Below are 24,100 nucleotides of genomic sequence, written 5' to 3'. Positions count from 1 at the left end.
ATATGGACGATATGCAAGTCTATATTGCGAATTTAGGCAAATACAATGAGGGCGAATTGGTCGGTGCGTGGTTTACCTTTCCCATTGACTTTGAGGAAGTCAAAGAGAAAATCGGCTTGAATGATGAATATGAGGAATACGCCATTCATGACTACGAGTTACCCTTTACGGTTGACGAATACACTTCCATTGGCGAACTCAATCGACTATGGGAAATGGTATCGGAATTACCCGAAGAATTACAATCGGAGCTATCTGCTCTGCTCACTCATTTTTCAAGCATTGAAGAACTAAGCGAACATCAAGAGGATATTATCATTCATTCCGATTGTGATGATATGTATGACGTGGCACGCTACTACATTGAAGAAACGGGTGCTTTAGGCGAAGTACCAGCTAGTCTTCAAAACTATATTGATTATCAAGCCTATGGTCGGGATTTAGACCTTTCAGGAACGTTTATCTCAACCAATCATGGGATTTTTGAAATCGTCTATTAAATCTGTCGGTACATTACTACTGGCAGATTTTCTATTTTACGGGGTGGCTCAATCAGCTACCCCTATTTTTTATGAAAGGATTGATTACATGAAGAAAATACGAAGCTATACCAGTATCTGGTCTGTGGAAAAGGTACTGTATTCTATCAATGATTTTAGACTTCCGTTTCCCATAACCTTTACGCAAATGACATGGTTTGTCGTGTCACTCTTTGCAGTGATGATACTTGGCAACTTGCCCCCTCTTTCCATGATAGAGGGAGCATTTCTCAAATACTTTGGGATTCCTGTGGCTTTCACATGGTTTATGTCTACAAAAACTTTTGATGGTAAAAAGCCTTATGGATTTTTGAAGTCTGTCATTGCTTATGCACTGCGACCAAAGCTGACCTATGCAGGAAAAAAAGTAACGCTTGGCAGAAACCAGCCACAAGAAGCCATTACAGCAGTTAGGAGTGAATTTTATGGCATATCCAATTAAATACATTGAAAACAATCTCGTCTGGAATAAAGACGGGGAATGTTATGCTTACTATGAGCTTGTTCCTTACAATTACTCATTTCTAAGTCCAGAACAGAAAATACAAGTGCATGATTCTTTCAGACAGCTTATCGCACAAAATCGTGATGGCAAAATTCATGCTTTACAAATCAGTACAGAATCCAGCATACGTTCTGCACAAGAGCGTTCCAAAAATGAAGTCACTGGCAAGCTCAAAGCGGTTGCCTATGACAAAATCGACCAACAGACAGACGCTTTAATATCCATGATTGGCGAAAATCAAGTGAACTACCGTTTCTTTATCGGCTTTAAGTTGCTTCTCAACGATCAGGAGTTTTCTATGAAAAGTCTTACCGTTGAAGCAAAAAATGCTTTGTCTGATTTTGTCTATGATGTGAACCATAAGCTGATGGGCGATTTTGTTAGTATGAGTAATGATGAAATCCTGCGTTTTCAGAAGATGGAAAAGCTCTTAGAAAATAAAATCTCTCGTCGTTTCAAAATCCGCAGGTTAGATAAGGACGACTTCGGCTATCTGATTGAACACCTTTACGGACAGACAGGCACTGCCTATGAAGAGTATGAGTACCATCTATCAAAGAAAAAGCTGGATAATGAAACGCTGATTAAATACTATGACTTGATTAAGCCTACTCGCTGTTTGGTGGAAGAAAAACAGCGATATTTGAAAATCCAGCAGGAAGATGAAACCGTCTATGTAGCTTACTTTACCATTAACAGCATTGTCGGAGAACTGGACTTCCCGTCCTCTGAAATCTTCTACTACCAGCAACAGCAATTTACATTCCCGATTGATACGTCAATGAATGTGGAAATTGTAGCGAATCGTAAAGCCCTATCTACTGTCCGCAATAAAAAGAAAGAACTGAAAGACTTGGATAACCACGCTTGGCAAAGTGATAATGAAACCAGCTCCAATGTGGCGGAAGCTCTGGAAAGTGTGAATGAGCTGGAAACCAATTTAGACCAAAGCAAGGAATCTATGTACAAGCTGTCTTATGTGGTAAGGGTATCAGCAAATGATCTTGACGAACTCAAACGTCGTTGTAATGAAGTGAAAGATTTTTATGACGATTTAAGCGTAAAACTGGTACGACCATTTGGGGATATGCTCGGCTTACATGAAGAATTTTTACCTGCCAGCAAGCGTTATATGAATGATTATATTCAATACGTGACCTCTGATTTCCTCGCTGGTTTAGGTTTTGGTGCTACTCAAATGCTGGGGGAAAATGAGGGGATTTATGTTGGCTACAGCTTAGATACTGGACGCAATGTCTATCTGAAACCTGCTCTTGCCAGTCAAGGGGTTAAGGGTTCAGTAACCAATGCGTTAGCGTCGGCTTTTGTTGGTTCGCTGGGTGGTGGTAAATCCTTTGCGAATAACCTTATCGTCTATTATGCGGTGCTTTATGGGGCACAAGCAGTGATTGTAGACTCAAAAGCAGAACGTGGCAGATGGAAAGAAACCTTGCCAGAGATTTCCCATGAAATCAATATCGTCACTCTGACTTCTGATGAGAAAAACAAAGGCTTACTTGACCCTTATGTGATTATGAAAAATCCCAAAGATTCTGAATCACTGGCTATTGATATTCTGACATTCCTTACGGGGATTTCCTCTCGTGATGGGGAACGCTTCCCAATCCTTAGAAAAGCCATTCGTGCAGTAACCAATAGTGAAGTACGAGGGTTGATGAAAGTGATTGAGGAATTACGGGTTGAGAATACGCCACTAAGTACCAGTATAGCCGACCATATCGAAAGTTTTACAGACTATGACTTTGCACATTTATTATTCAGTAATGGTTATGTGGAGCAGTCTATCAGCTTAGAAAAACAACTGAACATTATACAGGTTGCGGACTTGGTACTTCCCGACAAGGAAACTTCCTTTGAGGAATATACCACTATGGAGCTTTTATCCGTTGCTATGCTGATTGTCATTAGTACCTTTGCTTTAGACTTTATCCATACAGACCGAAGCATTTTCAAGATTGTAGATTTAGACGAAGCATGGAGCTTTTTACAGGTAGCACAAGGAAAAACACTATCTATGAAGCTGGTTCGGGCTGGTCGTGCTATGAACGCTGGGGTATATTTCGTGACCCAAAATACAGACGACCTCTTAGATGAAAAACTGAAAAATAACCTCGGCTTAAAATTTGCATTTCGTTCCACTGACCTTAACGAGATTAAAAAGACCTTAGCCTTTTTTGGTGTAGACCCAGAGGACGAAAACAATCAGAAGCGATTGCGTGATTTGGAAAACGGGCAATGCCTTATCAGTGATTTATATGGTCGTGTCGGTGTGATACAGTTCCACCCTGTATTTGAAGAACTGCTCCATGCCTTTGATACCAGACCACCTGTGCGAAAAGAGGTGTAAATGTGAAACCATCAATAGTAAACAGAATAAAATCAAACTGGACGCTGAAACGTCTAGGTAAAGTGGCAATGACAGTGGCTTTCACACTTGTGATTGCCATTTTTCTTTTAGCCATGCTGGGAACGGTGGTTCAAGCTGCGGGCTTGGTAGATGATACGGTCAATGTGGCAAATGAATACAGCCGATACCCACTTGAAAACTATCAACTGGATTTTTATGTGGATAATAGCTGGGGCTGGCTTCCGTGGAACTGGTCGGACGGGATTGGAAAACAGGTCATGTATGGACTATATGCCATTACCAATTTTATTTGGACAATCAGTTTGTATGTTTCCAATGCGACAGGTTACTTAGTACAGGAAGCCTATTCCTTAGACTTCATTTCCGCTACAGCAGATTCCATTGGTAAGAATATGCAGACCTTAGCTGGTGTGAGTGCAAACGGATTTTCAACAGAGGGTTTCTATGTTGGATTCCTCTTACTCTTGATTTTGGTTCTTGGGGTTTATGTTGCCTATACGGGACTGATAAAGAGAGAAACCACAAAGGCAATTCATGCCATTATGAATTTTGTGCTGGTGTTTATCCTATCGGCTTCCTTTATTGCCTACGCTCCCGACTACATTAAAAAAATCAATGACTTTTCATCAGACATCAGTAATGCCAGTTTATCACTTGGCACGAAGATTGTCATGCCCCATTCCGATAGTCAAGGCAAGGACAGCGTGGACTTAATCAGAGATAGCCTGTTTTCCATACAGGTTCAGCAACCGTGGCTACTGCTTCAATACAACAGTTCAGACATTGAAAGTATCGGTATTGACCGTGTGGAAAGCCTGCTCTCCACCAGCCCAGATTCCAACAATGGCGAAGACAGAGAAAAAATTGTTGCGGAAGAAATTGAAGACAGAAGCAATACCAATCTAACCATTACAAAGACCATTAACCGTTTAGGTACAGTCTTCTTCCTATTTGTCTTCAATATTGGGATTTCCATATTTGTATTCCTATTAACAGGAATCATGATTTTCTCGCAGGTACTTTTTATCATCTATGCTATGTTTCTGCCTGTGAGCTTTATTTTAAGCATGATTCCATCATTTGATGGTATGTCAAAACGAGCCATAACAAAGCTCTTTAATACCATTTTGACACGAGCTGGAATCACATTGATTATTACGACAGCATTTAGTATTTCAACCATGCTCTATACCTTATCGGCTGGTTATCCGTTCTTTTTGATTGCTTTTCTACAGATTGTGACCTTTGCAGGAATCTACTTCAAGCTGGGCGATTTAATGAGTATGTTTTCTCTACAGAGTAACGATTCTCAAAGTGTGGGAAGTCGTGTGATGAGAAAACCTCGTATGCTTATGCACGCTCACATGCACCGTCTACAGCGGAAACTTGGACGTTCCATGACTACTCTAGGGGCTGGGTCTGCCATTGTTACAGGTAAAAAAGGACAGTCGGGTTCGGGGAGTTCTGCAAGGACACAAGCAGATCACTCCCGACCAGACGGAAAGGAAAAATCAACACTTGGAAAACGTATCGGTCAAACCATCGGTACAGTAGCTGATACCAAAGACAGAATGGTAGACACTGCTAGTGGTTTGAAAGAACAGGTTAAAGATTTGCCGACCAATGCAAGATATGCAGTATATCAAGGAAAATCCAAAGTAAAAGAGAATGTCCGTGATTTAACCAGTAGTATTTCTCAAACCAAAGCGGACAGAGCCAGTGGACGCAAGGAACAGCAGGAACAAAGGCGAAAAACCATTGCGAAGCGTCGCTCTGAAATGGAACAGGTCAAACAGAAAAAACAGCCTGCTTCTTCTGTTCATGAAAGACCGACTACAAGACAAGAACAATATCATGATGAACAGACCTCAAAACAGTCTAATATTCAGACTTCATATAAGGAATCTCAACAAGCCAAACAAGAGCGTCCAGCAGTTAAGTCCGATTTTTCAAGTCCAAAAGTGGAACGCCAAGGCAATACCGTTCAAGAAAAAACCGTTCAAAAGCCAGCAACTTCAACCACTACAGCAGATAGAACTTCACAACGTCCAATCACAAAAGAACGTCCGTCTACTGTTCAAAGAGTACCACTACAAAATACAAGAAGTAGACCACCAATCAAAACCGCCACCATTAAGAAAGTCGGTAAGAAACCATGAAGTTGAAAACTTTAGTGATTGGTGGTTCTGGATTATTCTTGATGGTCTTCTCACTGCTTCTGTTTGTTGCCATTTTATTTTCAGATGAACAGGACAGCGGAATTTCCAATATTCATTATGGAGGTGTGAATGTTTCCGCAGAAGTGCTGGCTCATAAGCCTATGGTAGAAAAATATGCCAAAGAATATGGCGTTGAAGAATATGTCAACATACTTCTTGCGATTATACAGGTGGAATCGGGCGGTACTGCGGAAGATGTTATGCAGTCCTCGGAATCCCTCGGTCTTCCACCTAATTCATTGAGTACAGAAGAATCCATTAAGCAAGGTGTGAAGTATTTCAGTGAATTATTAGCCAGTAGCGAAAGGCTCAGTGTAGATTTAGAATCGGTTATCCAGTCCTACAATTATGGTGGTGGTTTCTTAGGGTATGTGGCTAATCGTGGAAATAAATATACCTTTGAACTGGCTCAAAGTTTCTCAAAAGAGTATTCAGGTGGCGAAAAAGTGTCTTACCCCAATCCCATAGCCATACCTATCAATGGGGGCTGGCGATACAACTATGGCAATATGTTTTATGTGCAACTGGTAACGCAGTATCTTGTCACAACAGAGTTTGATGATGATACGGTACAAGCCATCATGGACGAAGCACTGAAATATGAGGGCTGGCGATACGTTTACGGTGGAGCTTCCCCGACTACTTCTTTTGATTGTAGCGGACTGACACAATGGACGTATGGAAAAGCTGGAATTAACTTACCACGAACCGCACAACAGCAATATGATGTGACCCAGCATATCCCACTATCGGAAGCACAAGCTGGCGATTTGGTTTTCTTTCATTCTACCTATAACGCTGGCTCTTATATTACTCATGTTGGGATATACCTTGGCAATAACCGTATGTTTCATGCAGGCGACCCAATCGGTTATGCCGACTTAACAAGCCCCTACTGGCAACAGCATTTAGTGGGAGCAGGACGAATCAAACAATGAGAAAGGAAGATTTAATGATGAAATTTAGAAAAAATCAGAATAAAGAAAAACAGATACCAAAGGAAAAGAAACCTCGTGTCTATAAGGTCAATCCTCATAAAAAGGTTGTGATTGCCTTGTGGGTACTTTTAGGGCTTAGTTTCAGCTTTGCGATATTCAAGCACTTTACAGCTATAGATACTCATACTATTCACGAAACAACTATCATAGAAAAGGAATACGTTGATACTCATCATGTAGAAAATTTTGTAGAGAACTTTGCGAAAGTCTACTATTCATGGGAGCAATCCGATAAGTCCATTGATAATCGAATGGAAAGTCTAAAAGGCTATCTGACAGATGAACTTCAAGCTCTCAATGTTGATACAGTACGCAAAGATATTCCTGTATCGTCTTCTGTAAGAGGATTTCAGATATGGACGGTAGAGCCAACTGGCGACAATGAGTTTAATGTAACCTACAGTGTAGACCAGCTCATTACAGAGGGAGAAAATACAAAGACCGTCCACTCTGCTTATATAGTGAGTGTCTATGTAGATGGTTCTGGAAATATGGTACTGGTTAAGAATCCGACCATTACCAACATACCTAAGAAATCAAGTTATAAACCAAAAGCCATTGAAAGTGAGGGGACGGTTGATTCCATTACAACCAATGAAATCAATGAGTTTTTAACGACGTTCTTCAAGCTCTATCCTACAGCGACAGCCAGTGAACTTTCCTACTATGTGAATGACGGGATATTAAAACCAATCGGAAAAGAGTACATCTTTCAAGAACTGGTAAATCCTATTCACAATCGTAAGGATAATCAAGTCACGGTATCGCTGACAGTGGAGTATATCGACCAGCAGACCAAAGCAACGCAGGTATCTCAATTTGATTTGGTACTTGAAAAGAACGGGAGTAATTGGAAGATTATAGAATAACAAATATTGGTACATTATTACAGCTATTTTGTAATCACGTACTCTCTTTGATAAAAAATTGGAGATTCCTTGACAAATATGCTCTTACGTGCTATTATTTAAGTATCTATTTAAAAGGAGTTAATAAATATGCGGCAAGGTATTCTTAAATAAACTGTCAATTTGATAGCGGGAACAAATAATTAGATGTCCTTTTTTAGGAGGGCTTAGTTTTTTGTACCCAGTTTAAGAATACCTTTATCATGTGATTCTAAAGTATCCAGAGAATATCTGTATGCTTTGTATACCTATGGTTATGCATAAAAATCCCAGTGATAAAAGTATTTATCACTGGGATTTTTATGCCCTTTTGGGTTTTTGAATGGAGGAAAATCACATGAAAATTATTAATATTGGAGTTTTAGCTCATGTTGATGCAGGAAAAACTACCTTAACAGAAAGCTTATTATATAACAGTGGAGCGATTACAGAATTAGGAAGCGTGGACAAAGGTACAACGAGGACGGATAATACGCTTTTAGAACGTCAGAGAGGAATTACAATTCAGACAGGAATAACCTCTTTTCAGTGGGAAAATACGAAGGTGAACATCATAGACACGCCAGGACATATGGATTTCTTAGCAGAAGTATATCGTTCATTATCAGTTTTAGATGGGGCAATTCTACTGATTTCTGCAAAAGATGGCGTACAAGCACAAACTCGTATATTATTTCATGCACTTAGGAAAATGGGGATTCCCACAATCTTTTTTATCAATAAGATTGACCAAAATGGAATTGATTTATCAACGGTTTATCAGGATATTAAAGAGAAACTTTCTGCCGAAATTGTAATCAAACAGAAGGTAGAACTGTATCCTAATATGTGTGTGACGAACTTTACCGAATCTGAACAATGGGATACGGTAATAGAGGGAAACGATGACCTTTTAGAGAAATATATGTCCGGTAAATCATTAGAAGCATTGGAACTCGAACAAGAGGAAAGCATAAGATTTCAGAATTGTTCTCTGTTCCCTGTTTATCACGGAAGTGCAAAAAACAATATAGGGATTGATAACCTTATAGAAGTTATTACTAATAAATTTTATTCATCAACACATCGAGGTCCGTCTGAACTTTGCGGAAATGTTTTCAAAATTGAATATACAAAAAAAAGACAACGTCTTGCATATATACGCCTTTATAGTGGAGTACTACATTTACGAGATTCGGTTAGAGTATCAGAAAAAGAAAAAATAAAAGTTACAGAAATGTATACTTCAATAAATGGTGAATTATGTAAGATTGATAGAGCTTATTCCGGGGAAATTGTTATTTTGCAGAATGAGTTTTTGAAGTTAAATAGTGTTCTTGGAGATACAAAGCTATTGCCACAGAGAGAGAGAATTGAAAATCCCCTCCCTCTGCTGCAAACGACTGTTGAACCGAGCAAACCTCAACAAAGGGAAATGTTACTTGATGCACTTTTAGAAATCTCCGACAGTGACCCGCTTCTGCGATATTATGTGGATTCTGCGACACATGAAATCATACTTTCTTTCTTAGGGAAAGTACAAATGGAAGTGACTTGTGCTCTGCTGCAAGAAAAGTATCATGTGGAGATAGAAATAAAAGAGCCTACAGTCATTTATATGGAAAGACCGTTAAAAAAAGCAGAGTATACCATTCACATCGAAGTTCCACCGAATCCTTTCTGGGCTTCCATTGGTCTATCTGTAGCACAGCTTCCATTAGGGAGCGGAGTACAGTATGAGAGCTCGGTTTCTCTTGGATACTTAAATCAATCGTTTCAAAATGCAGTTATGGAGGGGATACGCTATGGCTGTGAACAAGGATTGTATGGTTGGAATGTGACGGACTGTAAAATCTGTTTTAAGTATGGCTTATACTATAGCCCTGTTAGTACCCCAGCAGATTTTCGGATGCTTGCTCCTATTGTATTGGAACAAGTCTTAAAAAAAGCTGGAACAGAATTGTTAGAGCCATATCTTAGTTTTAAAATTTATGCGCCACAGGAATATCTTTCACGAGCATACACCGATGCTCCTAAATATTGTGCGAACATCGTAGACACTCAATTGAAAAATAATGAGGTCATTCTTAGTGGAGAAATCCCTGCTCGGTGTATTCAAGAATATCGTAGTGATTTAACTTTCTTTACAAATGGACGTAGTGTTTGTTTAACAGAGTTAAAAGGGTACCATGTTACTACCGGTGAACCTGTTTGCCAGCCCCGTCGTCCAAATAGTCGGATAGATAAAGTACGATATATGTTCAATAAAATAACTTAGTGTATTTTATGTTGTTATATAAATATGGTTTCTTGTTAAATAAGATGAAATATTTTTTAAGGCTCTGTCACAACAAATGGTTGATTTTTGACGAGAAATAGCGTATAATAATAGTAAGAAACAGTACCACCGAAGGAGGTAATTGGATATGCCTACTATCAAAGACGCATTAGATATTATCGGTAAGTTGACTGTCGCAGAGCAGGAAAGCCTTAAAACAATGCTTTTAAGTCCTGCCTTTGTAAAGTCTTTGAATATTGAAGATTTCGTAGCAAAGGAACGCTTTGCAAATGGTCGTGTATGCCCTCTTTGTGGCTGTATCCATGTGGTTCGCAATGGTCATCGTAAAGATGGCACACAGCGATATGTATGTAAGGATTGTGGCAAGTCCTTCGTGATTGCTACGAACTCCATTGTGTCTGGTACAAGAAAAGACTTGTCCGTGTGGGAGCAGTACATTGATTGTATGATGAATGGCTTATCCATTCGTAAGACTGCTGTTGCTTGTGGGATTCACAGAAACACCGCATTCCTTTGGAGACACAAGATTTTGGATGCACTTCAGAATATGGCAGACGATGTTACCCTTGACGGCATTATTGAGGCTGACGAAACTTTTTTCGCCATCTCGTACAAGGGCAATCATAGCAAGAGTAAGACATTTGCTATGCCACGCAAGGCTCATAAGCGTGGTCATTCTACACATATCAGAGGCTTGTCCCAAGAAAAGGTATGTGTTCCTTGTGCGGTTAATAGGAATGGCTTGTCTATCTCCAAGATTACGAATACTGGTAGAGTTTCTACAAGAGATTTACATCATATTTATGATGGTAGGATTAAGACCAATTCCACTCTTGTTACGGACAAGATGAACTCCTATGTGAGATTTACAAATGCCAATGGCATTGACCTTGTGCAGTTAAAGACTGGCAAAGCCAAGAAAGGCATTTATAATATCCAACATATCAATAGCTACCATAGCCAGCTAAAGAGGTTTATGCGTGGCTTTAACGGTGTTTCTACCAAGTATCTGAACAACTATCTTGTGTGGAATAACCTTGTAAATTACGCCAAAGAAAGCGACATAGAGAAAAGGAACATCTTCTTAACTTTCGTTTTGGCAACATTGAAAACTGCTAAATGCAGAGATTTATCAAACAGACCAGCAGTTCCTCTGGTCGCCTAATTAGAATTTGTGGAGATGATAAGATGGTCAATATAACAGATGTAAAACAGATTCTTCAATTTGCAATAGATGCGGAGATTAAAGTCTTTCTTGATGGTGGCTGGGGTGTAGATGCTCTTCTTGGATATCAGTCAAGAGCCCATAATGATATTGACATTTTTGTAGAAAAGAACGATTATCAGAACTTTATAGAAATAATGAAAGCTAATGGCTTTTATGAGATTAAGATGGAATATACAACATTGAACCATACTGTATGGGAAGATTTGAAAAACAGAATTATTGATTTGCATTGTTTTGAATATACGGACGAAGGTGAAATTCTTTATGATGGGGATTGTTTTCCGGTAGAAACTTTTTCGGGTAAAGGAAGAATTGAGGAAATAGAGGTTTCCTGTATTGAACCATATAGTCAAGTAATGTTCCATCTGGGATACGAGTTTGATGAAAATGATGCACATGATGTGAAGTTATTGTGTGAGACACTTCATATCGAAATTCCAAATGAGTATAGATAACTGCAAATAACAGTTTGTAGGGGAGTTCTGATACTCCCCTATAAAAATGGCTATTTATCAACTGTTTGTTGTGACATAGCCTTTTTTAATAAAGATTTGAATTAAAGTGTAAAGGAGGAGATAGTTATTATAAACTACAAGTGGATATTGTGTGCTGAGAGCTTTCTTCTATACTAATAGACGAAAGGGTGTGAAAATGATTTTTAAATGATACTGTGGAACGGAACAGTAGCCCTAGTATTGACTACTGTCGTTTCTATTCATATTGGCTATTCTAGGACTGAGATGAAAAAATCTATAAATGCTCAGAATAAAATTGAACCCGCAAATCTCCCCAAAACAATGGTGAGTCATGTACTTGTATTATTCCGAAAAAATACACCTCTGGTGCAGTGAGACAAATTGGTGTATCTTATAGTGGCTTCGTAGATGAAAGCTATACTCTACTATCACTCTTTGATGATGTAGAACAAATTGAAAAAGATAATAGACTTCAGACAGCTATTGATGTTGTCAGAGAACAGTTTGGTTTTTTAGCCATACAAAAAGGAACCGTCCTAACTGAAGGTTCCAGAAATATTGAACGCAGTAAACTTATCGGTGGTCATTCCGCGGGTGGATTGGAGGGATTAAAATGAAACAAGAAAAAAATACAGTACAATTTTCAGAAATCCGTAGCAAAGGATGTAATGATATTGAAATGCTTGAAAGATTTTTACATGGAATCGTTGAAACAGCAACTTCAAAACTTCGTCAGAGAAAACTCAAAACAACTGAAATATCGATACGACTAGTACATGCTAAATCTGAAAACCGATTACCATTGGAATTTACATTTAGCATTAAGCCAACAAGCTCATCTGTGATAATCTATACTGAGGTAATCAATCGCTTTAAAGAATGTTACACAGGTGGGGGAATTCAAGGTTTTACGATTCAATTTGATAAAAATACCCTTGCCTCTGCATAGAAAGGATTTGATATGATTGACCGTTCATATTTACCATTTCAATCAGCAAGAGAGTACCAGGATACAAAGATGCAAAAATGGATGGGCTTTTTCCTATCTGAACATGCATCAGCACTCTCTGATGATACAAACAAAGTAACGTACATGTCTGACTTATCACTAGAGAAGAAATTATTACTCCTCAGTCAAGTATACGCCGGGCAGCTACGCACACGCATTCAAGTGATTGAAAAAAACAAGCGTGTTTCCTACACTGGAACAATACCAAGTCTGACCAAAGATTTCATTTTGATAAAAACTACAACAGGTCACATCAATTTGAAATTAAAAGACATTATTAGTATTGAACTTGTCGAGGAGGTGCTCTATGAATCAGCTTGAGTTTCAGCGTAATCACCTACAAATGGACTATTATAGCGAGAGCTACCAAGATTTTGAACGTGACTTCTACCGCTACTCTAACATGAATATTCCATTGACCTTCCTAACTGATGATATCCTAAAAACAATGGCGACTTCACGTAAGAATTACTTTGTCCTCAATAAGGAAAAGTCCAGAGATAACCGCGATCACTTCTTCATATTTGAAGTAAGTACCGTAGATGAGAATCCGCTAATCTATCATTATACATATAAGAAAACTACAATATATTTAGCAGAAAAATAGGAGCAGTTCAATTGACTGTTCCTATTTTTAATATTCATAAAATCTAAAGTCTTTATACTCTTTAACAATGGAGTCGCCAACCAGAACAGACTATACTGACCAGCGACTACCTTAAATTTAATGTTTCAGATTTATTTTCTTATCTCTAATTTCATAAACTACATCTGCTACATTTTCGAGTAATCGTTTATCGTGGGTGATAAACACGATAGTTCCGGTGTACTCCTTCATTAGTATTTCCAAAGCCTCTAAACTTGGTATGTCAAGGAAGTTACTGGGTTCATCCATTATTAGGATGTTATATCTACCCATGAGCATTTTAGCAAGCAACAATTTTATAATTTCTCCACCGCTTAAAACAGATAAACTTTTTCCAATATCGTTCTGTTTGAACCCCATAGATGCTAGCACTGAACGAATTTCTGATATATTGTAGTCACAATCCTTCTGCATAAACTCCATAACATTCTGATTACTGTTGTACTTGTAACCATTCTGTGCAAAGTAACCTATTTTTGCCTTAGGCGAAATAGAAATTCCTTCTTCATGGTTTAAGATCATTTGGATTAAAGTTGTTTTTCCGATTCCATTACCACCAGTTAACGCCACTTTTGCTCCTAACGGAATTTGAAAAGATGCATTTTCAAACAGAGCCTTATCCCCAAATACTTTATTAATTTCTGCACCGACTATAGGGTATGGATTATGGAGCTCCAATGCTTTACTTTGCCTGAAACGAATTCTGCGAATGCCTTCCGGAGCTTCTACTTTTCCTAAGGCCGCAATCCTGTGCTCTAGGGTTTTAGCAGCATTATACATCTTTTTTTCCTTACTTCCTATTGATTTTTGATGAGCTAAACGCCCTCCGTCTTCAGTACTTTTTTTCTTTGAAGAACCTTTTGCCTTCTGTTCTATTTTACGAGCCTGTTTTCGCTTTTCCTCCGCAGCCCTTTCCAATCGGGCACGTTCCGCAATAAATTGTTCGTATTCTGCAGCTTGGCTCTTACGTTCTTCCTCTTTCTGACGAAGATAATCAGAATAGTTTCCCCAATACTCAGTGATTTTGCCATCTTTCAGTTCCCATATTTTATCTACTATTTCATCAAGAAAATAGCGGTCATGGCTAATAACTAACAGTGCACCTGTAAAATATTTTAGCTGTCCTATTAGAAAATCAATTCCTTCACGGTCTAAATGGCTCGTAGGTTCATCCGCTAAAATACCATGAACCTGTGCCGATAAGGCCTGTGCTATTTTAAGCCTTGTTTCTTCACCACCGCTCATAGTCTGTATATTTAATTGCTCAACACCTAGCTTGCCTACAAGTGCAAAATCTTTTTCCTCCTGCAGAGTTACTTCGTCCAACTGGGGAATATAGGCAAGTTCACCCAGACGATTCATTTTACATCCTGGGGGAGTTAATTCTCCTAAAAGTACCCTGAGTAAAGTGCTTTTTCCAGCACCATTTGCTCCTACTAAACCAATACGGTCATAATCATATACTTCTAATTCATTTATATCTAAAACATCGCGTCCTTTGAATTCCACACGAATGTCTTTTGCTTTTAATATTAATTCCATAACATTTCCTCCTGTCTATAATCGCATGCTTTCATTTGCTTGTATGCAGGGAAAACCCTGCGATTTTAGCAGGAAGAGTTACATGAAAATAAGATACATAAATATTCCTCCAATATTGTTTATTTTAAATCTAATTTTCTAACCTCAGTTATCATTTGGCAAACTATAGCAATGCCAATAATTAAAATACCTGATAGTAAAAACCAATGATTTACACCGATTTTATCAGCAAAGAATCCAGAAAGAATTAACCCAATTGGCATAGCAAGTGACATGATACTTCCGATCAAAGAAAATACACGTCCTAAATATTCAGGCTTAATTTTCTCCTGAAAAAGAGCTGTTTGCACACCGCTATAAAATGGCACCGAAAGCCCCATTATTGCACAGCAAACTACGAATATTACAAATCCATTTGGAGGAAGTATTCCCGAAACGGCTAAACTGGTCCCCATTATAAAAAATGAACTTGTTATTAGTAATACATGCTTTTCGAAGCCCCCTAATCTTCCTAATAATAAGCCTCCTGCTAGCATCCCAAATGCAAAGGAAATTTCCGTAATAGAAATATGCACAGGCGTTCCATTAAAGTGTTCCATGCTTATTAAAGGAAATAGTGCATTGATTGGCATATAAACAAAAGTATATAGTGTTCCTAAGAGTAATAAGGCAAACAATCCTTTGTTTTGTCTCAGAACCACAACTCCTTCTTTCATCTCCCTTATGAAATTTGGTTCTAAACTTTGCACTTGATTACCCAGCTTAGGTATACGTACAATTGCTACCGTAATAGATGCAATCACAGCACCCAATACGTCGATGGCAATAATAGCATTTAAATCCCAAACGGAGTATAAGAGTGCTGCAACTGCCGGACTAACAATATAGCTTATAGACTGCAAAGACTGACTATAGCCTGCGCATTTCGTTAGCTGTTCTTCTGGTACTAAAAGTGGTGTAACCGCATTGAGTGCTGGGGTATGAAAAGCTGTTCCAATGCTACGGATAAACAATACTATCATAATCATCCAGACAGGTAGCTCCATACAGAATGCAACAATAGCAAGCACTGCACCAGCTGCTGCGATAATTAAATCGGCACCAATCATTATCTTCTTCCTATCATGACGATCCACTAGCACACCAATGGCAGGTCCCAAAATCGCATAGGGTAAAAAACCTACTAATGAAGCCATAGACAAGACCATCGCAGATCCTGTTTTTTCTGTAAGGTAAAAAATAATCGCCATTTGCAGGATGGCACTAGTGATTAATGATACTGCTTGCCCTGCCCATATTGCATAAAATTTTCGTTTCCAATTGTTGTATTTTTCCATTTATATTATCTCCTGCATATTATTTTGCTTGAATTTCTATTTTGAATAGCATTCTAGGCAATAAAAAATGCAGGCCAAACCCCACAATGTGGCTTTTGGTCTGCATACATACAATTTGGAAACATTCATATTAAAGACATAGTTAAATAAAGGTATAGTTAAATAACCAATATCCTCACCGTAACTAATGAATGCTCAATATCGTATAAATAAGCACAACAAAAAAGCCTATCATCGGGTATAGATTCTGCTTTTTTTATTGCCAGCTTATCTTAAACGCATTGAGGCTGTCATAGTTTCGGTTCCTCCTACATCTTTGTTTATATCAATTTATAGTATAACACAACAAGATGATATGTTCAATATAAAAGTTATGGAATGAGACTCATACTTCCAATTCGATGCCAGATTTAAAGGATATGACGAAGTTTTCTTCATAGACTGTAACGCTCTGGATTATCTTCCTTAGTAGCAAGCGATTAGCTTTCACAAAATCTTCTGTTTGTAGTTTTAAAAATTCATCAGGATTTTCTAACTCAACCTCAAAATATTTCATTTTACATTCCCTCATTTCATTTATTGATAAATTGAGTTTGCAAAAAAGAGTGGACAATTTTTGTCTACTCTTAACCTTTAAAATAGTTTTTTTTAATCGATTTGAAGTTGCCTAAATTATTACTTATTCGGTAAAATGAAGTATTGCTTTCAACAGATTTCCTTCAACTACACTTCACTTGATTCAAACAAGGTGGGTACATTTCTATTCCCACAAACTCCTTGTCAATGGAAACAAACACGTACCCACAGGGTAAATGGAAATAGAAACTGATAATTTCTAGCTATCACTTCTACTCATTCCAAAAATTTTCTCACTCTGATACTTACCCACCATAAAGCAAAAAGCCTTGCAATCAAGGCTTTCATTATCCCTTTCGTTCAAAGGTTTCTAAGCTTTTACGAGCAGAGCGACACACTCAGCGGTTCGCTATCTCCGTTCTGTCTGCGTGCTAGCACTTGTCAATCACGGACAGCTATCGCATGGGCGGAAGTAAATGCTAATCTTCGTCGTTTTACTCCTTGACTAGCAAACTTACCGCCTCAACATGTCCTGTATGTGGAAATAAAACACGATTAAAGATAAGGGAAGATACTGAATTAAAAAAATTCCCCCTCTATTGTCCGAAATGCAGACAAGAAAATTTAATTGAAATAAAGCAGTTCAAAGTAACTGTGATTACAGAGCCAGACGCAAAGACGCAGAGCCGATAAAATGAGATTAATACAATCTCATTTTATCGGCTCTTTCCGTTATGTATGGATTCTTTTAATTAGTCTTCGATGTTTCTTGCTTCGTTGATACCGCTGGCTAAAGATTCCATTAAGGATAGTTCTTTGTCTGTAAAGCTATCCATGTATTTCTCTATCTGTAATCGTCGGGTGCTTTTTACCAAGTTATTAGCAGGTAAGAAAAATTCATCAACGGAAACATGAAGTAACGATACAAGGTCATAAAGAACTTGTATGCTGGGGTGTTGCCCTTTATTTTCAATATTAGTTAAGTACCGTGGGTCAATTTCAATCAATGCTCCCACTTGTTCACGAGTTAAACCTCGTTTCAATCGAGCTTCTTTAATGGCTAAACCAAAGGCTCTAAAATCATATTTATCTTCTTTTTTACGCATAGTAGACCACCTCTATACATTTTATTGTTCCTACTGAATTAAAAACAGGTATAGAAAAACGTGTTATATGGTTTATAGGTTTATATTTAATAAAAAGCACTACTAAACGCCAATAAAAAAAACCGTTATATGGTAGTGCTATTTACGCTGTTAAAATATTGTATCTTACTTCCAAATGGCGGTTTGTTGGAGGTCAACGTCGCCATGAAGTACATCATATACAATAAATTTCCTTACATTGGGTTCTTGTCAAAAAAAGTCGTCTATCTGCAATAGATAAGTACGTCCACCAATGTGGTTTTATAAATCATATAGATAGAATAACAGAAGCATGTAAACAGAGAAATAAATCTGTTTATATGCTTTTTTGGCTATTCAGAACTTTTTTACAAAGTTTATTTATCAGTAATGCAACAAATCCCCCTTTCACATTGGGACTAAGAGTGAAAGGAGATAAACGAGCAAGGCTCACTTCCTTTCCTAGACAGAAAGGGGGTGAGAAACATGAAACCATCTTTTTTTCAGACCACAATAGAAAATCAGTTTGACTATATCTGTAAACGTGCTATGGAAGACGAGCGAAAGAATTATATGCTTTATCTTTCAAGGATTGCAAAGCGTGAGGTGTCCTTTTCGGATGTTGGCGATTATCTTGTTAGCCAGTTTGCGACAACAGATAACTATTCAACTGACTTTCAGATTTTTACACTCAATGGGTTATCAGTAGGCGTTGAAAATGATTTGTTGAGTGAAGCATTACGTGAGTTGCCAGACAAGAAACGTGAAATTCTACTGCTGTTTTACTTTATGGACATGAGCGATTCAGAAATTGCAGACCTGTTGAAATTGAACCGTTCTACTGTCTATCGGCATAGAACCAGTGGACTAGCCTTAATTAAAAAGTTTATGGAGGAATTTGAAGAATGAAAACACAATATCCTATGATTCCCTTTCCTCTCATTGTAAAGGCAACAGATGGCGATACCGAAGCGATTAACCAGATTCTACATCATTACAGAGGGTACATAACGAAGCGTTCCCTACGACTTATGAAAGATGAATATGGCAATCAAAGTATGGTCGTTGATGAAGTCTTACGTGGAAGAATGGAAACCAGACTGATTACAAAGATTTTGTCATTTGAAATTAAGTAATATCCTCTCTCCTTTCGTGGAAGCGTGCTAAACCATTCCACGCTTCCCGAACAGGGAGGTTTGTTATTCCACCAAAGCATATTGAGCTTTCAATGTGTTTTGATAGGCTAACGAGCCATTGTTCTTTGAAAACTGAATAAAAGTAATCGAATACGTTTCGATAAGAAAAGAGCCAACGGAACTAACCGCCATGACCTATCTTATAAAGATAGCGAGCGATTCATGTTAGTGATCCGAGAAGCAATCTTTAGCAGGATTGCCTGCAACGACATTCTTATCGTGATAATGATACTCCCATACAGTCAATAGTCCGAGCGTGATAAAACCGTCGCAGGCAATGAGTATGGCTACATGAGAACCATGCAGGGGTGGAACTCCCGTGAGCTTTGCTAAAGCTGTTCGATTGCTGGTAAAACAACTTTTATGAAATCCAAATAAGTGATTTGGAAAGGAGGATTTTATGAAGCAGACTGACATTCCTATTTGGGAACGTTATACCCTAACCATTGAAGAAGCGTCAAAATATTTTCGTATTGGCGAAAACAAGCTACGACGCTTGGCAGAGGAAAATAAAAATGCAAATTGGCTGATTATGAATGGCAATCGTATTCAGATTAAACGAAAACAATTTGAAAAAATTATAGATACATTGGACGCAATCTAGCGTCGCCAAAGGGTCTTGTATATGATAAAATAGTATTAAGTCGTATCAAGGCTCTTTCCATAAAGGAAAGGAGCAAATGCCATGTCAGAAAAAAGACGTGACAATAAAGGTCGAATCTTAAAGACTGGAGAGAGCCAACGAAAAGACGGAAGATACTTATACAAATATATAGATTCATTTGGAGAACCGCAATTTGTTTACTCGTGGAAACTTGTGGCTACAGACCGAGTACCAGCAGGAAAGCGTGATTGTATCTCACTTAGAGAGAAAATCGCAGAGTTACAGAAAGACATTCATGATGGTATTGATGTTGTAGGAAAGAAAATGACACTCTGCCAGCTTTACGCAAAACAGAACGCTCAAAGACCAAAGGTTAGAAAAAACACTGAAACTGGACGCAAATATCTTATGGATATTTTGAAGAAAGACAAGTTAGGTGTAAGAAGTATTGACAGTATTAAGCCATCAGACGCTAAAGAATGGGCTATTAGAATGAGTGAAAATGGTTATGCTTATCAAACCATCAATAACTACAAACGTTCTTTAAAGGCTTCATTCTATATTGCTATACAAGATGATTGTGTTCGGAAGAATCCATTTGACTTTCAACTGAAAGCAGTTCTTGATGATGATACTGTCCCTAAGACCGTACTAACAGAAGAACAGGAAGAAAAACTGTTAGCCTTTGCAAAAGCTGATAAAACCTACAGCAAAAATTATGATGAAATTCTGATACTCTTAAAAACAGGTCTTCGTATTTCAGAGTTTGGTGGTTTGACACTTCCAGATTTAGATTTTGAGAATCGTCTTGTCAATATAGACCATCAGCTATTGAGAGATACTGAAATTGGGTACTACATTGAAACACCAAAGACCAAAAGTGGCGAACGTCAAGTTCCTATGGTTGAAGAAGCCTATCAAGCATTTAAGCGAGTGTTAGCGAATCGAAAGAATGATAAGCGTGTTGAGATTGATGGATATAGTGATTTCCTCTTTCTTAATAGAAAGAACTATCCAAAAGTGGCAAGTGATTACAACGGCATGATGAAAGGTCTTGTTAAGAAATACAATAAGTATAACGAGGATAAATTGCCACACATCACTCCACATAGTTTGCGACATACATTCTGTACCAACTATGCAAATGCAGGAATGAATCCAAAGGCATTACAGTACATTATGGGACATGCTAATATAGCCATGACGCTGAACTATTACGCACATGCAACATTCGATTCTGCAATGGCAGAAATGAAACGCTTGAATAAAGAGAAGCAACAGGAGCGTCTTGTTGCTTAGTAGTACAAATGAATTTACTACTTATTTACCACTTCTGACAGCTAAGACATGAGGAAATATGCAAAGAAACGTGAAGTATCTTCCTACAGTAAAAATACTCGAAAGCACATAGAATAAGGCTTTACGAGCATTTAAGAAAATATAAAAAGATAATTAGAAATTTATACTTTGTTTCAAATAAAAAAGATGACTTACTGAACCTGTAAGCCACCTAATCAGTCGGTTTATTCTGGTGTCTGCCACCGCTTGGCCCGTACGTCCAAGATTGCTATCGGATTTTGTTCTGGTGTCCGCCACCGCTTGGCCCTTATGTCCAAGATTACTATCAGATTGACCATGAGCCGACCACTCATTTATAGACATATTGTATCTTTAAATAGCTACAATTTCAAGTGTAAACTCTTCTATTTGGTCGTATAAGCAAAACTGATGGCACTATCTGCTTGAGAGATTTTTCTAAAGGTATAGTTAGGGTTGCCCCCATAGTTGGTTTCAGACACAAGGAAAGAACCGTCATCATATACTTTCTCAACAAAAGCCACATGACCGTAGATGGCTGGTGTGCCATGTGTACCTCCCACAAAAGAAACAATGGCACCTGCTCTTGGTGTAGAGCCAGTTTCCCCACCAAGACTTGAAGCTGTCGCAACCCAGTCCTGACCATTTCCCATGGTATTAATGATTGAAATCTTTTCTCCATTTCTACCTTTTAATTTTAAGCCTAACTGGTTCATACGAGCCGCAACACCCCATGTACATTGTCCATAGGCATAGGCCATACCATCTCCACCACCAGGAACAGAATGCTCATACAAGTCCCCACGAACCCCTTCAAGGGATTGCGGGTCACTTTTTGCCTGTCCTCCATTTGTTTGGCTGAAGCCTTTTTCAATTTGGTAATACCATTCCGTTGCTCTGGTTTGTCTTTCCAGTAGTTTGTCACCAGAATTTCCCTCCCAATAGGTCAGAAAGAGTTGGGCGAGATTGGCTGCACTGCCCGAATTTCCAAAGAAATCCTTTAACCAACTTTGATAGTAAGGACTATCTCCATGAAGCATAAAGTCAAGTTGTAGGTCTAAATCATACCATTTCTTATTTTGGGTGCGTGCATAATTTAACAAGGCTGTATGACGTATTGAACCATCTGCAGTATCTGTCCATTGCCCTAATCCCAAACCTCTATGAAGGATATTAGGATAAGCACCACTATAAATGGCTGGTCCTCCTATCGCTAACCAGCTTTCATCATCCCATGAGGAATCGGTAGCGCCAACTGGAGGAGATAAATAATCTCCTTCAGCACGTTTTGGATTAATAGAAGACTCTACTGACCAATTTCCTAAAATAGCCGCAATGGCTTGGGGACTAGCCCCTTGAGATTTCAAAAACTCATAAATATGTTTTGCTCGTTCAAACTCATCTCCACCAAACTGACCAATGGCAGGTAAGATAGTGGTCTGAAGTTGAATGACTTTTGGAAAATAAAATTGCGGATTGACATACACCAATTTGTCTTTCTTGTTCTTATACTTTTGATAGGAAACTTTCAAACCTGTATCGTCTGGTGTTTCACCAATAATATCACCTGTTAGGACTCTTGTCCCCTCAATCGCACGGCCATTATGAATAGAATACAAGGTTAAACGACTCTCATTCTCTCCTTTTCCATTAGTGAGAATTACATTGTCACCATCTAAAGATACTAACCCATCCATTGGTGCGACAATCGTTTGGTGAGCCTTGGCTTCTAGTAGAATGTACTCCTGAAGAGTAGGTTTTCCGTCTAAATCATAGTATCCATAACGATAAGTCATGGTTAGACTATCTTCGTTGCTTTTCCCCTCAAATGGATTGTCCAATTCCTGCATGGAAGCATACACACCTTCTTCTTTTAGTTCCTTCATTTCCTCTTGATCATCTTTCGAGAGTTTATACTTAGGAGTTTCATAAAGGTCTTGCATGGATTTCAAATCTTCCCCATCGTTTAAATCATGCCACAAAGTAGATAGATAATCCTTGTAAGTTTCTGAACTAAATAAGTGAACTGGTTTGTGTAACTCATAGTCATGGAATTTAAAGTTCATATACCCCATCACATCATCAACTTTTGTGTAATAGGTAATGCCTTTGTCATTTGTACGAGTATGTTCTGCGTCTTCCCAAGTTAGGTGGGTATAAGCTTTTGTTAATTCAAATTCATCTTGTTGAATCAAACTAGCAGATGAAAATCCTAAAAAGAAGCTCATCATAAGTAAGAGAAGAAAAACTAATCCTCCTACTATCCATGTTATAGGATTCCCAGCCGCAAATGTAAAGAAGGAAAAGGCTGCTTTTAGTTTTTGATAGATATTTCGGACACTAGTAAGACCTTGTTTCTTTAATTTTCGATACCGATTTTTAAAGGAACTTGGATTATCTTTCGCTAGTTTCCATCCTTTTCCAGCCTTAAAATGATGGTATCGCTCTTTTGTGTTGGTCAGTCTTTTCTTGGTAAAACGACCTGTTGCTTGTCCTGTTTTGACACTAGCTTTTCCAAGGTTATAAGAAAGCCGACTGTAGCGTTTCCCTTTTCTAATGGTCTCTTGAAGTGTGCGATAGCCTTCTAAATCTTCATTTTCTGAAGCTAACTCTCCACCTTCACGTCCAAGGACATAAAGAAAAGTTTTGGCTTTCCTACTGACTTTTTTGGACTTATAGGCTTGTTTAGTAGATTTTAAATTTTCTTTAGCAGCCTTGACTTCTTTCTTAGCTTTTAATTCTTCTAAACTCTTCCCTTGAAAGAAAAAATTAGATTTTTGTTTCGATTCCTGACCGTAGAGAAATTTTTGATTGTTTTTTCTTTCTTTACGACTCTCTTTTCTTTCTTCTTTTGCTTCTACCTTGGCTTCCTTAAATTGCTTCTTGGCTATTTTCAATCGTTTCCTAGCATGAGGCAACCGTCTGTCTCTTAATTCTTTTCGATTCAAAAGAGATGGAGGACTATTTTGAAGAATATGATTGTAGTCTTCATTTGCTTGTTTTACTCTCTCCTTTGAAGCTTCTCTCATCTCCTCTAGCTTTTCTTTTATCTCTTTTTTCCATACTTTTTCATCCAGTACAGAGGAATCTTTTTTCTGTTTCCTCACCTCCTTCTTTCCTTGTTTCAAGAATTTCTTCTCATCTTTTAGACTTCTTCTAAATGCCTTTCGGGCACGTATGATTTCTCTTTTATCCTTCATTATACTTCC

The 24,100-nt window shown here is 38.2% G+C and carries 24 protein-coding genes; 18 read left to right on the top strand and 6 right to left on the bottom strand.

Features of this window, described 5'->3' with window-relative positions; translation table 11 throughout:
* The first annotated feature begins 2 nt into the window (after nucleotides 1-2).
* From AXK38_05350 to AXK38_05285, 14 genes are all read left to right on the top strand, one after another.
* Entirely contained in the window at nucleotides 3-500 is a 498-nt protein-coding gene (locus AXK38_05350) for an antirestriction protein ArdA (GenBank protein AMH88702.1), read from the top strand.
* A complete protein-coding gene (locus AXK38_05345; protein AMH88701.1) occupies nucleotides 475-981 on the top strand; it encodes a hypothetical protein in 507 nt (168 codons plus the stop codon). The genes AXK38_05350 and AXK38_05345 overlap by 26 nt, the downstream gene beginning before the upstream one ends.
* Nucleotides 965-3,412 carry an ATP/GTP-binding protein gene (locus AXK38_05340; GenBank protein AMH88700.1) on the top strand — a complete coding sequence of 816 codons (2,448 nt, stop codon included), beginning with the start codon at nucleotides 965-967 and terminating at the stop codon, nucleotides 3,410-3,412. The genes AXK38_05345 and AXK38_05340 overlap by 17 nt, the downstream gene beginning before the upstream one ends.
* 2 nt (nucleotides 3,413-3,414) lie before the next feature.
* Nucleotides 3,415-5,592 carry a hypothetical protein gene (locus tag AXK38_05335; GenBank protein AMH88699.1) on the top strand — a complete coding sequence of 726 codons (2,178 nt, stop codon included), beginning with the start codon at nucleotides 3,415-3,417 and terminating at the stop codon, nucleotides 5,590-5,592.
* Nucleotides 5,589-6,590 (top strand): peptidase P60, encoded by a 1,002-nt coding sequence (locus AXK38_05330; GenBank protein ID AMH88698.1) that lies wholly within the window; start codon nucleotides 5,589-5,591, stop codon nucleotides 6,588-6,590. The genes AXK38_05335 and AXK38_05330 overlap by 4 nt, the downstream gene beginning before the upstream one ends.
* A complete protein-coding gene (locus tag AXK38_05325; protein ID AMH88697.1) occupies nucleotides 6,587-7,519 on the top strand; it encodes a conjugal transfer protein in 933 nt (310 codons plus the stop codon). Before AXK38_05330 ends, AXK38_05325 begins: the two co-directional genes overlap by 4 nt.
* Nucleotides 7,520-7,895: 376 nt before the next feature.
* Nucleotides 7,896-9,815: a tetracycline resistance protein tetM gene (locus tag AXK38_05320; GenBank protein AMH88696.1), complete on the top strand. Its 1,920-nt coding sequence runs from the start codon at nucleotides 7,896-7,898 to the stop codon at nucleotides 9,813-9,815.
* 148 nt (nucleotides 9,816-9,963) lie between these two features.
* Entirely contained in the window at nucleotides 9,964-11,001 is a 1,038-nt protein-coding gene (locus AXK38_05315; protein ID AMH88695.1) for a transposase, read from the top strand.
* A 23-nt stretch (nucleotides 11,002-11,024) separates the two neighbouring features.
* Nucleotides 11,025-11,519: an aminoglycoside nucleotidyltransferase gene (locus tag AXK38_05310; protein ID AMH88694.1), complete on the top strand. Its 495-nt coding sequence runs from the start codon at nucleotides 11,025-11,027 to the stop codon at nucleotides 11,517-11,519.
* Nucleotides 11,520-11,726: 207 nt separating this feature from the next.
* Nucleotides 11,727-11,915 (top strand): type VI secretion protein ImpB, encoded by a 189-nt coding sequence (locus AXK38_05305; GenBank protein AMH88693.1) that lies wholly within the window; start codon nucleotides 11,727-11,729, stop codon nucleotides 11,913-11,915.
* Nucleotides 11,912-12,157 (top strand): hypothetical protein, encoded by a 246-nt coding sequence (locus tag AXK38_05300; protein ID AMH88692.1) that lies wholly within the window; start codon nucleotides 11,912-11,914, stop codon nucleotides 12,155-12,157. The genes AXK38_05305 and AXK38_05300 overlap by 4 nt, the downstream gene beginning before the upstream one ends.
* Nucleotides 12,154-12,489, top strand: a complete 336-nt coding sequence (locus AXK38_05295; protein AMH88691.1) for an imsC-like protein — start codon at nucleotides 12,154-12,156, stop codon at nucleotides 12,487-12,489. Before AXK38_05300 ends, AXK38_05295 begins: the two co-directional genes overlap by 4 nt.
* Before the next feature lie 12 nt (nucleotides 12,490-12,501).
* Nucleotides 12,502-12,870, top strand: a complete 369-nt coding sequence (locus AXK38_05290; protein AMH88690.1) for a hypothetical protein — start codon at nucleotides 12,502-12,504, stop codon at nucleotides 12,868-12,870.
* Nucleotides 12,857-13,156: a hypothetical protein gene (locus tag AXK38_05285; protein ID AMH88689.1), complete on the top strand. Its 300-nt coding sequence runs from the start codon at nucleotides 12,857-12,859 to the stop codon at nucleotides 13,154-13,156. Before AXK38_05290 ends, AXK38_05285 begins: the two co-directional genes overlap by 14 nt.
* A 117-nt stretch (nucleotides 13,157-13,273) precedes the next feature.
* On the opposite strand, the gene AXK38_05280 is transcribed toward AXK38_05285, so the two are convergent.
* The 4 genes from AXK38_05280 to AXK38_05265 form a co-directional block, all read right to left on the bottom strand.
* Complete coding sequence (locus tag AXK38_05280) at nucleotides 13,274-14,737, bottom strand: ABC transporter (GenBank protein ID AMH88688.1); 1,464 nt, start codon at nucleotides 14,735-14,737, stop codon at nucleotides 13,274-13,276.
* A gap of 119 nt (nucleotides 14,738-14,856) precedes the next feature.
* On the bottom strand, nucleotides 14,857-16,074 hold the full coding sequence (locus AXK38_05275; GenBank protein AMH88687.1) for an MFS transporter: 1,218 nt from the start codon (nucleotides 16,072-16,074) through the stop codon (nucleotides 14,857-14,859).
* A 385-nt stretch (nucleotides 16,075-16,459) separates the two neighbouring features.
* A complete protein-coding gene (locus AXK38_05270) occupies nucleotides 16,460-16,630 on the bottom strand; it encodes a DNA recombinase (GenBank protein AMH88686.1) in 171 nt (56 codons plus the stop codon).
* Between the two features lie 772 nt (nucleotides 16,631-17,402).
* Nucleotides 17,403-17,756 carry a DNA-binding protein gene (locus AXK38_05265; GenBank protein AMH88685.1) on the bottom strand — a complete coding sequence of 118 codons (354 nt, stop codon included), beginning with the start codon at nucleotides 17,754-17,756 and terminating at the stop codon, nucleotides 17,403-17,405.
* 504 nt (nucleotides 17,757-18,260) lie between these two features.
* Here AXK38_05265 and AXK38_05260 point away from each other — a divergent pair.
* From AXK38_05260 to AXK38_05245, 4 genes are all read left to right on the top strand, one after another.
* Complete coding sequence (locus AXK38_05260; GenBank protein ID AMH88684.1) at nucleotides 18,261-18,683, top strand: DNA-binding protein; 423 nt, start codon at nucleotides 18,261-18,263, stop codon at nucleotides 18,681-18,683.
* Entirely contained in the window at nucleotides 18,680-18,910 is a 231-nt protein-coding gene (locus AXK38_05255; GenBank protein AMH88683.1) for a hypothetical protein, read from the top strand. The genes AXK38_05260 and AXK38_05255 overlap by 4 nt, the downstream gene beginning before the upstream one ends.
* A 460-nt stretch (nucleotides 18,911-19,370) precedes the next feature.
* Entirely contained in the window at nucleotides 19,371-19,574 is a 204-nt protein-coding gene (locus AXK38_05250; GenBank protein ID AMH88682.1) for an excisionase, read from the top strand.
* 81 nt (nucleotides 19,575-19,655) lie between these two features.
* Complete coding sequence (locus AXK38_05245) at nucleotides 19,656-20,873, top strand: integrase (protein AMH88681.1); 1,218 nt, start codon at nucleotides 19,656-19,658, stop codon at nucleotides 20,871-20,873.
* Nucleotides 20,874-21,026: 153 nt separating this feature from the next.
* Here AXK38_05245 and AXK38_05240 read toward each other — a convergent pair whose 3' ends face one another.
* Complete coding sequence (locus AXK38_05240; GenBank protein ID AMH88680.1) at nucleotides 21,027-21,236, bottom strand: hypothetical protein; 210 nt, start codon at nucleotides 21,234-21,236, stop codon at nucleotides 21,027-21,029.
* Between the two features lie 41 nt (nucleotides 21,237-21,277).
* A complete protein-coding gene (locus AXK38_05235) occupies nucleotides 21,278-24,091 on the bottom strand; it encodes an amidase (protein ID AMH88679.1) in 2,814 nt (937 codons plus the stop codon).
* Nucleotides 24,092-24,100 lie beyond the last annotated feature (9 nt).

The organism is Streptococcus mitis (genome assembly GCA_001560895.1).
Classification (GTDB): Bacteria; Bacillota; Bacilli; order Lactobacillales; family Streptococcaceae; genus Streptococcus; species Streptococcus mitis_Q.
Note: the sequence above shows the minus strand (reverse complement) of the source record. Positions and strands in the feature narration are given on the sequence as shown.

Excerpts from the sequence above, each read along its gene's own strand:
- AXK38_05350 (AMH88702.1), top strand. The coding sequence starts at position 3 with ATGGACGATATGCAAGTCTATATTGCGAATTTAGGCAAATACAATGAG.
- AXK38_05345 (AMH88701.1), top strand. The coding sequence starts at position 475 with ATGGGATTTTTGAAATCGTCTATTAAATCTGTCGGTACATTACTACTG.
- AXK38_05340 (AMH88700.1), top strand. The coding sequence starts at position 965 with ATGGCATATCCAATTAAATACATTGAAAACAATCTCGTCTGGAATAAA.
- AXK38_05330 (AMH88698.1), top strand. The coding sequence starts at position 5,589 with ATGAAGTTGAAAACTTTAGTGATTGGTGGTTCTGGATTATTCTTGATG.
- AXK38_05325 (AMH88697.1), top strand. The coding sequence starts at position 6,587 with ATGAGAAAGGAAGATTTAATGATGAAATTTAGAAAAAATCAGAATAAA.
- AXK38_05320 (AMH88696.1), top strand. The coding sequence starts at position 7,896 with ATGAAAATTATTAATATTGGAGTTTTAGCTCATGTTGATGCAGGAAAA.
- AXK38_05315 (AMH88695.1), top strand. The coding sequence starts at position 9,964 with ATGCCTACTATCAAAGACGCATTAGATATTATCGGTAAGTTGACTGTC.
- AXK38_05310 (AMH88694.1), top strand. The coding sequence starts at position 11,025 with ATGGTCAATATAACAGATGTAAAACAGATTCTTCAATTTGCAATAGAT.
- AXK38_05305 (AMH88693.1), top strand. The coding sequence starts at position 11,727 with ATGATACTGTGGAACGGAACAGTAGCCCTAGTATTGACTACTGTCGTT.
- AXK38_05295 (AMH88691.1), top strand. The coding sequence starts at position 12,154 with ATGAAACAAGAAAAAAATACAGTACAATTTTCAGAAATCCGTAGCAAA.
- AXK38_05290 (AMH88690.1), top strand. The coding sequence starts at position 12,502 with ATGATTGACCGTTCATATTTACCATTTCAATCAGCAAGAGAGTACCAG.
- AXK38_05285 (AMH88689.1), top strand. The coding sequence starts at position 12,857 with ATGAATCAGCTTGAGTTTCAGCGTAATCACCTACAAATGGACTATTAT.
- AXK38_05280 (AMH88688.1), bottom strand. The coding sequence starts at position 14,737 with ATGGAATTAATATTAAAAGCAAAAGACATTCGTGTGGAATTCAAAGGA.
- AXK38_05275 (AMH88687.1), bottom strand. The coding sequence starts at position 16,074 with ATGGAAAAATACAACAATTGGAAACGAAAATTTTATGCAATATGGGCA.
- AXK38_05270 (AMH88686.1), bottom strand. The coding sequence starts at position 16,630 with ATGAAATATTTTGAGGTTGAGTTAGAAAATCCTGATGAATTTTTAAAA.
- AXK38_05265 (AMH88685.1), bottom strand. The coding sequence starts at position 17,756 with ATGCGTAAAAAAGAAGATAAATATGATTTTAGAGCCTTTGGTTTAGCC.
- AXK38_05260 (AMH88684.1), top strand. The coding sequence starts at position 18,261 with ATGAAACCATCTTTTTTTCAGACCACAATAGAAAATCAGTTTGACTAT.
- AXK38_05255 (AMH88683.1), top strand. The coding sequence starts at position 18,680 with ATGAAAACACAATATCCTATGATTCCCTTTCCTCTCATTGTAAAGGCA.
- AXK38_05250 (AMH88682.1), top strand. The coding sequence starts at position 19,371 with ATGAAGCAGACTGACATTCCTATTTGGGAACGTTATACCCTAACCATT.
- AXK38_05245 (AMH88681.1), top strand. The coding sequence starts at position 19,656 with ATGTCAGAAAAAAGACGTGACAATAAAGGTCGAATCTTAAAGACTGGA.
- AXK38_05240 (AMH88680.1), bottom strand. The coding sequence starts at position 21,236 with ATGTCTATAAATGAGTGGTCGGCTCATGGTCAATCTGATAGTAATCTT.
- AXK38_05235 (AMH88679.1), bottom strand. The coding sequence starts at position 24,091 with ATGAAGGATAAAAGAGAAATCATACGTGCCCGAAAGGCATTTAGAAGA.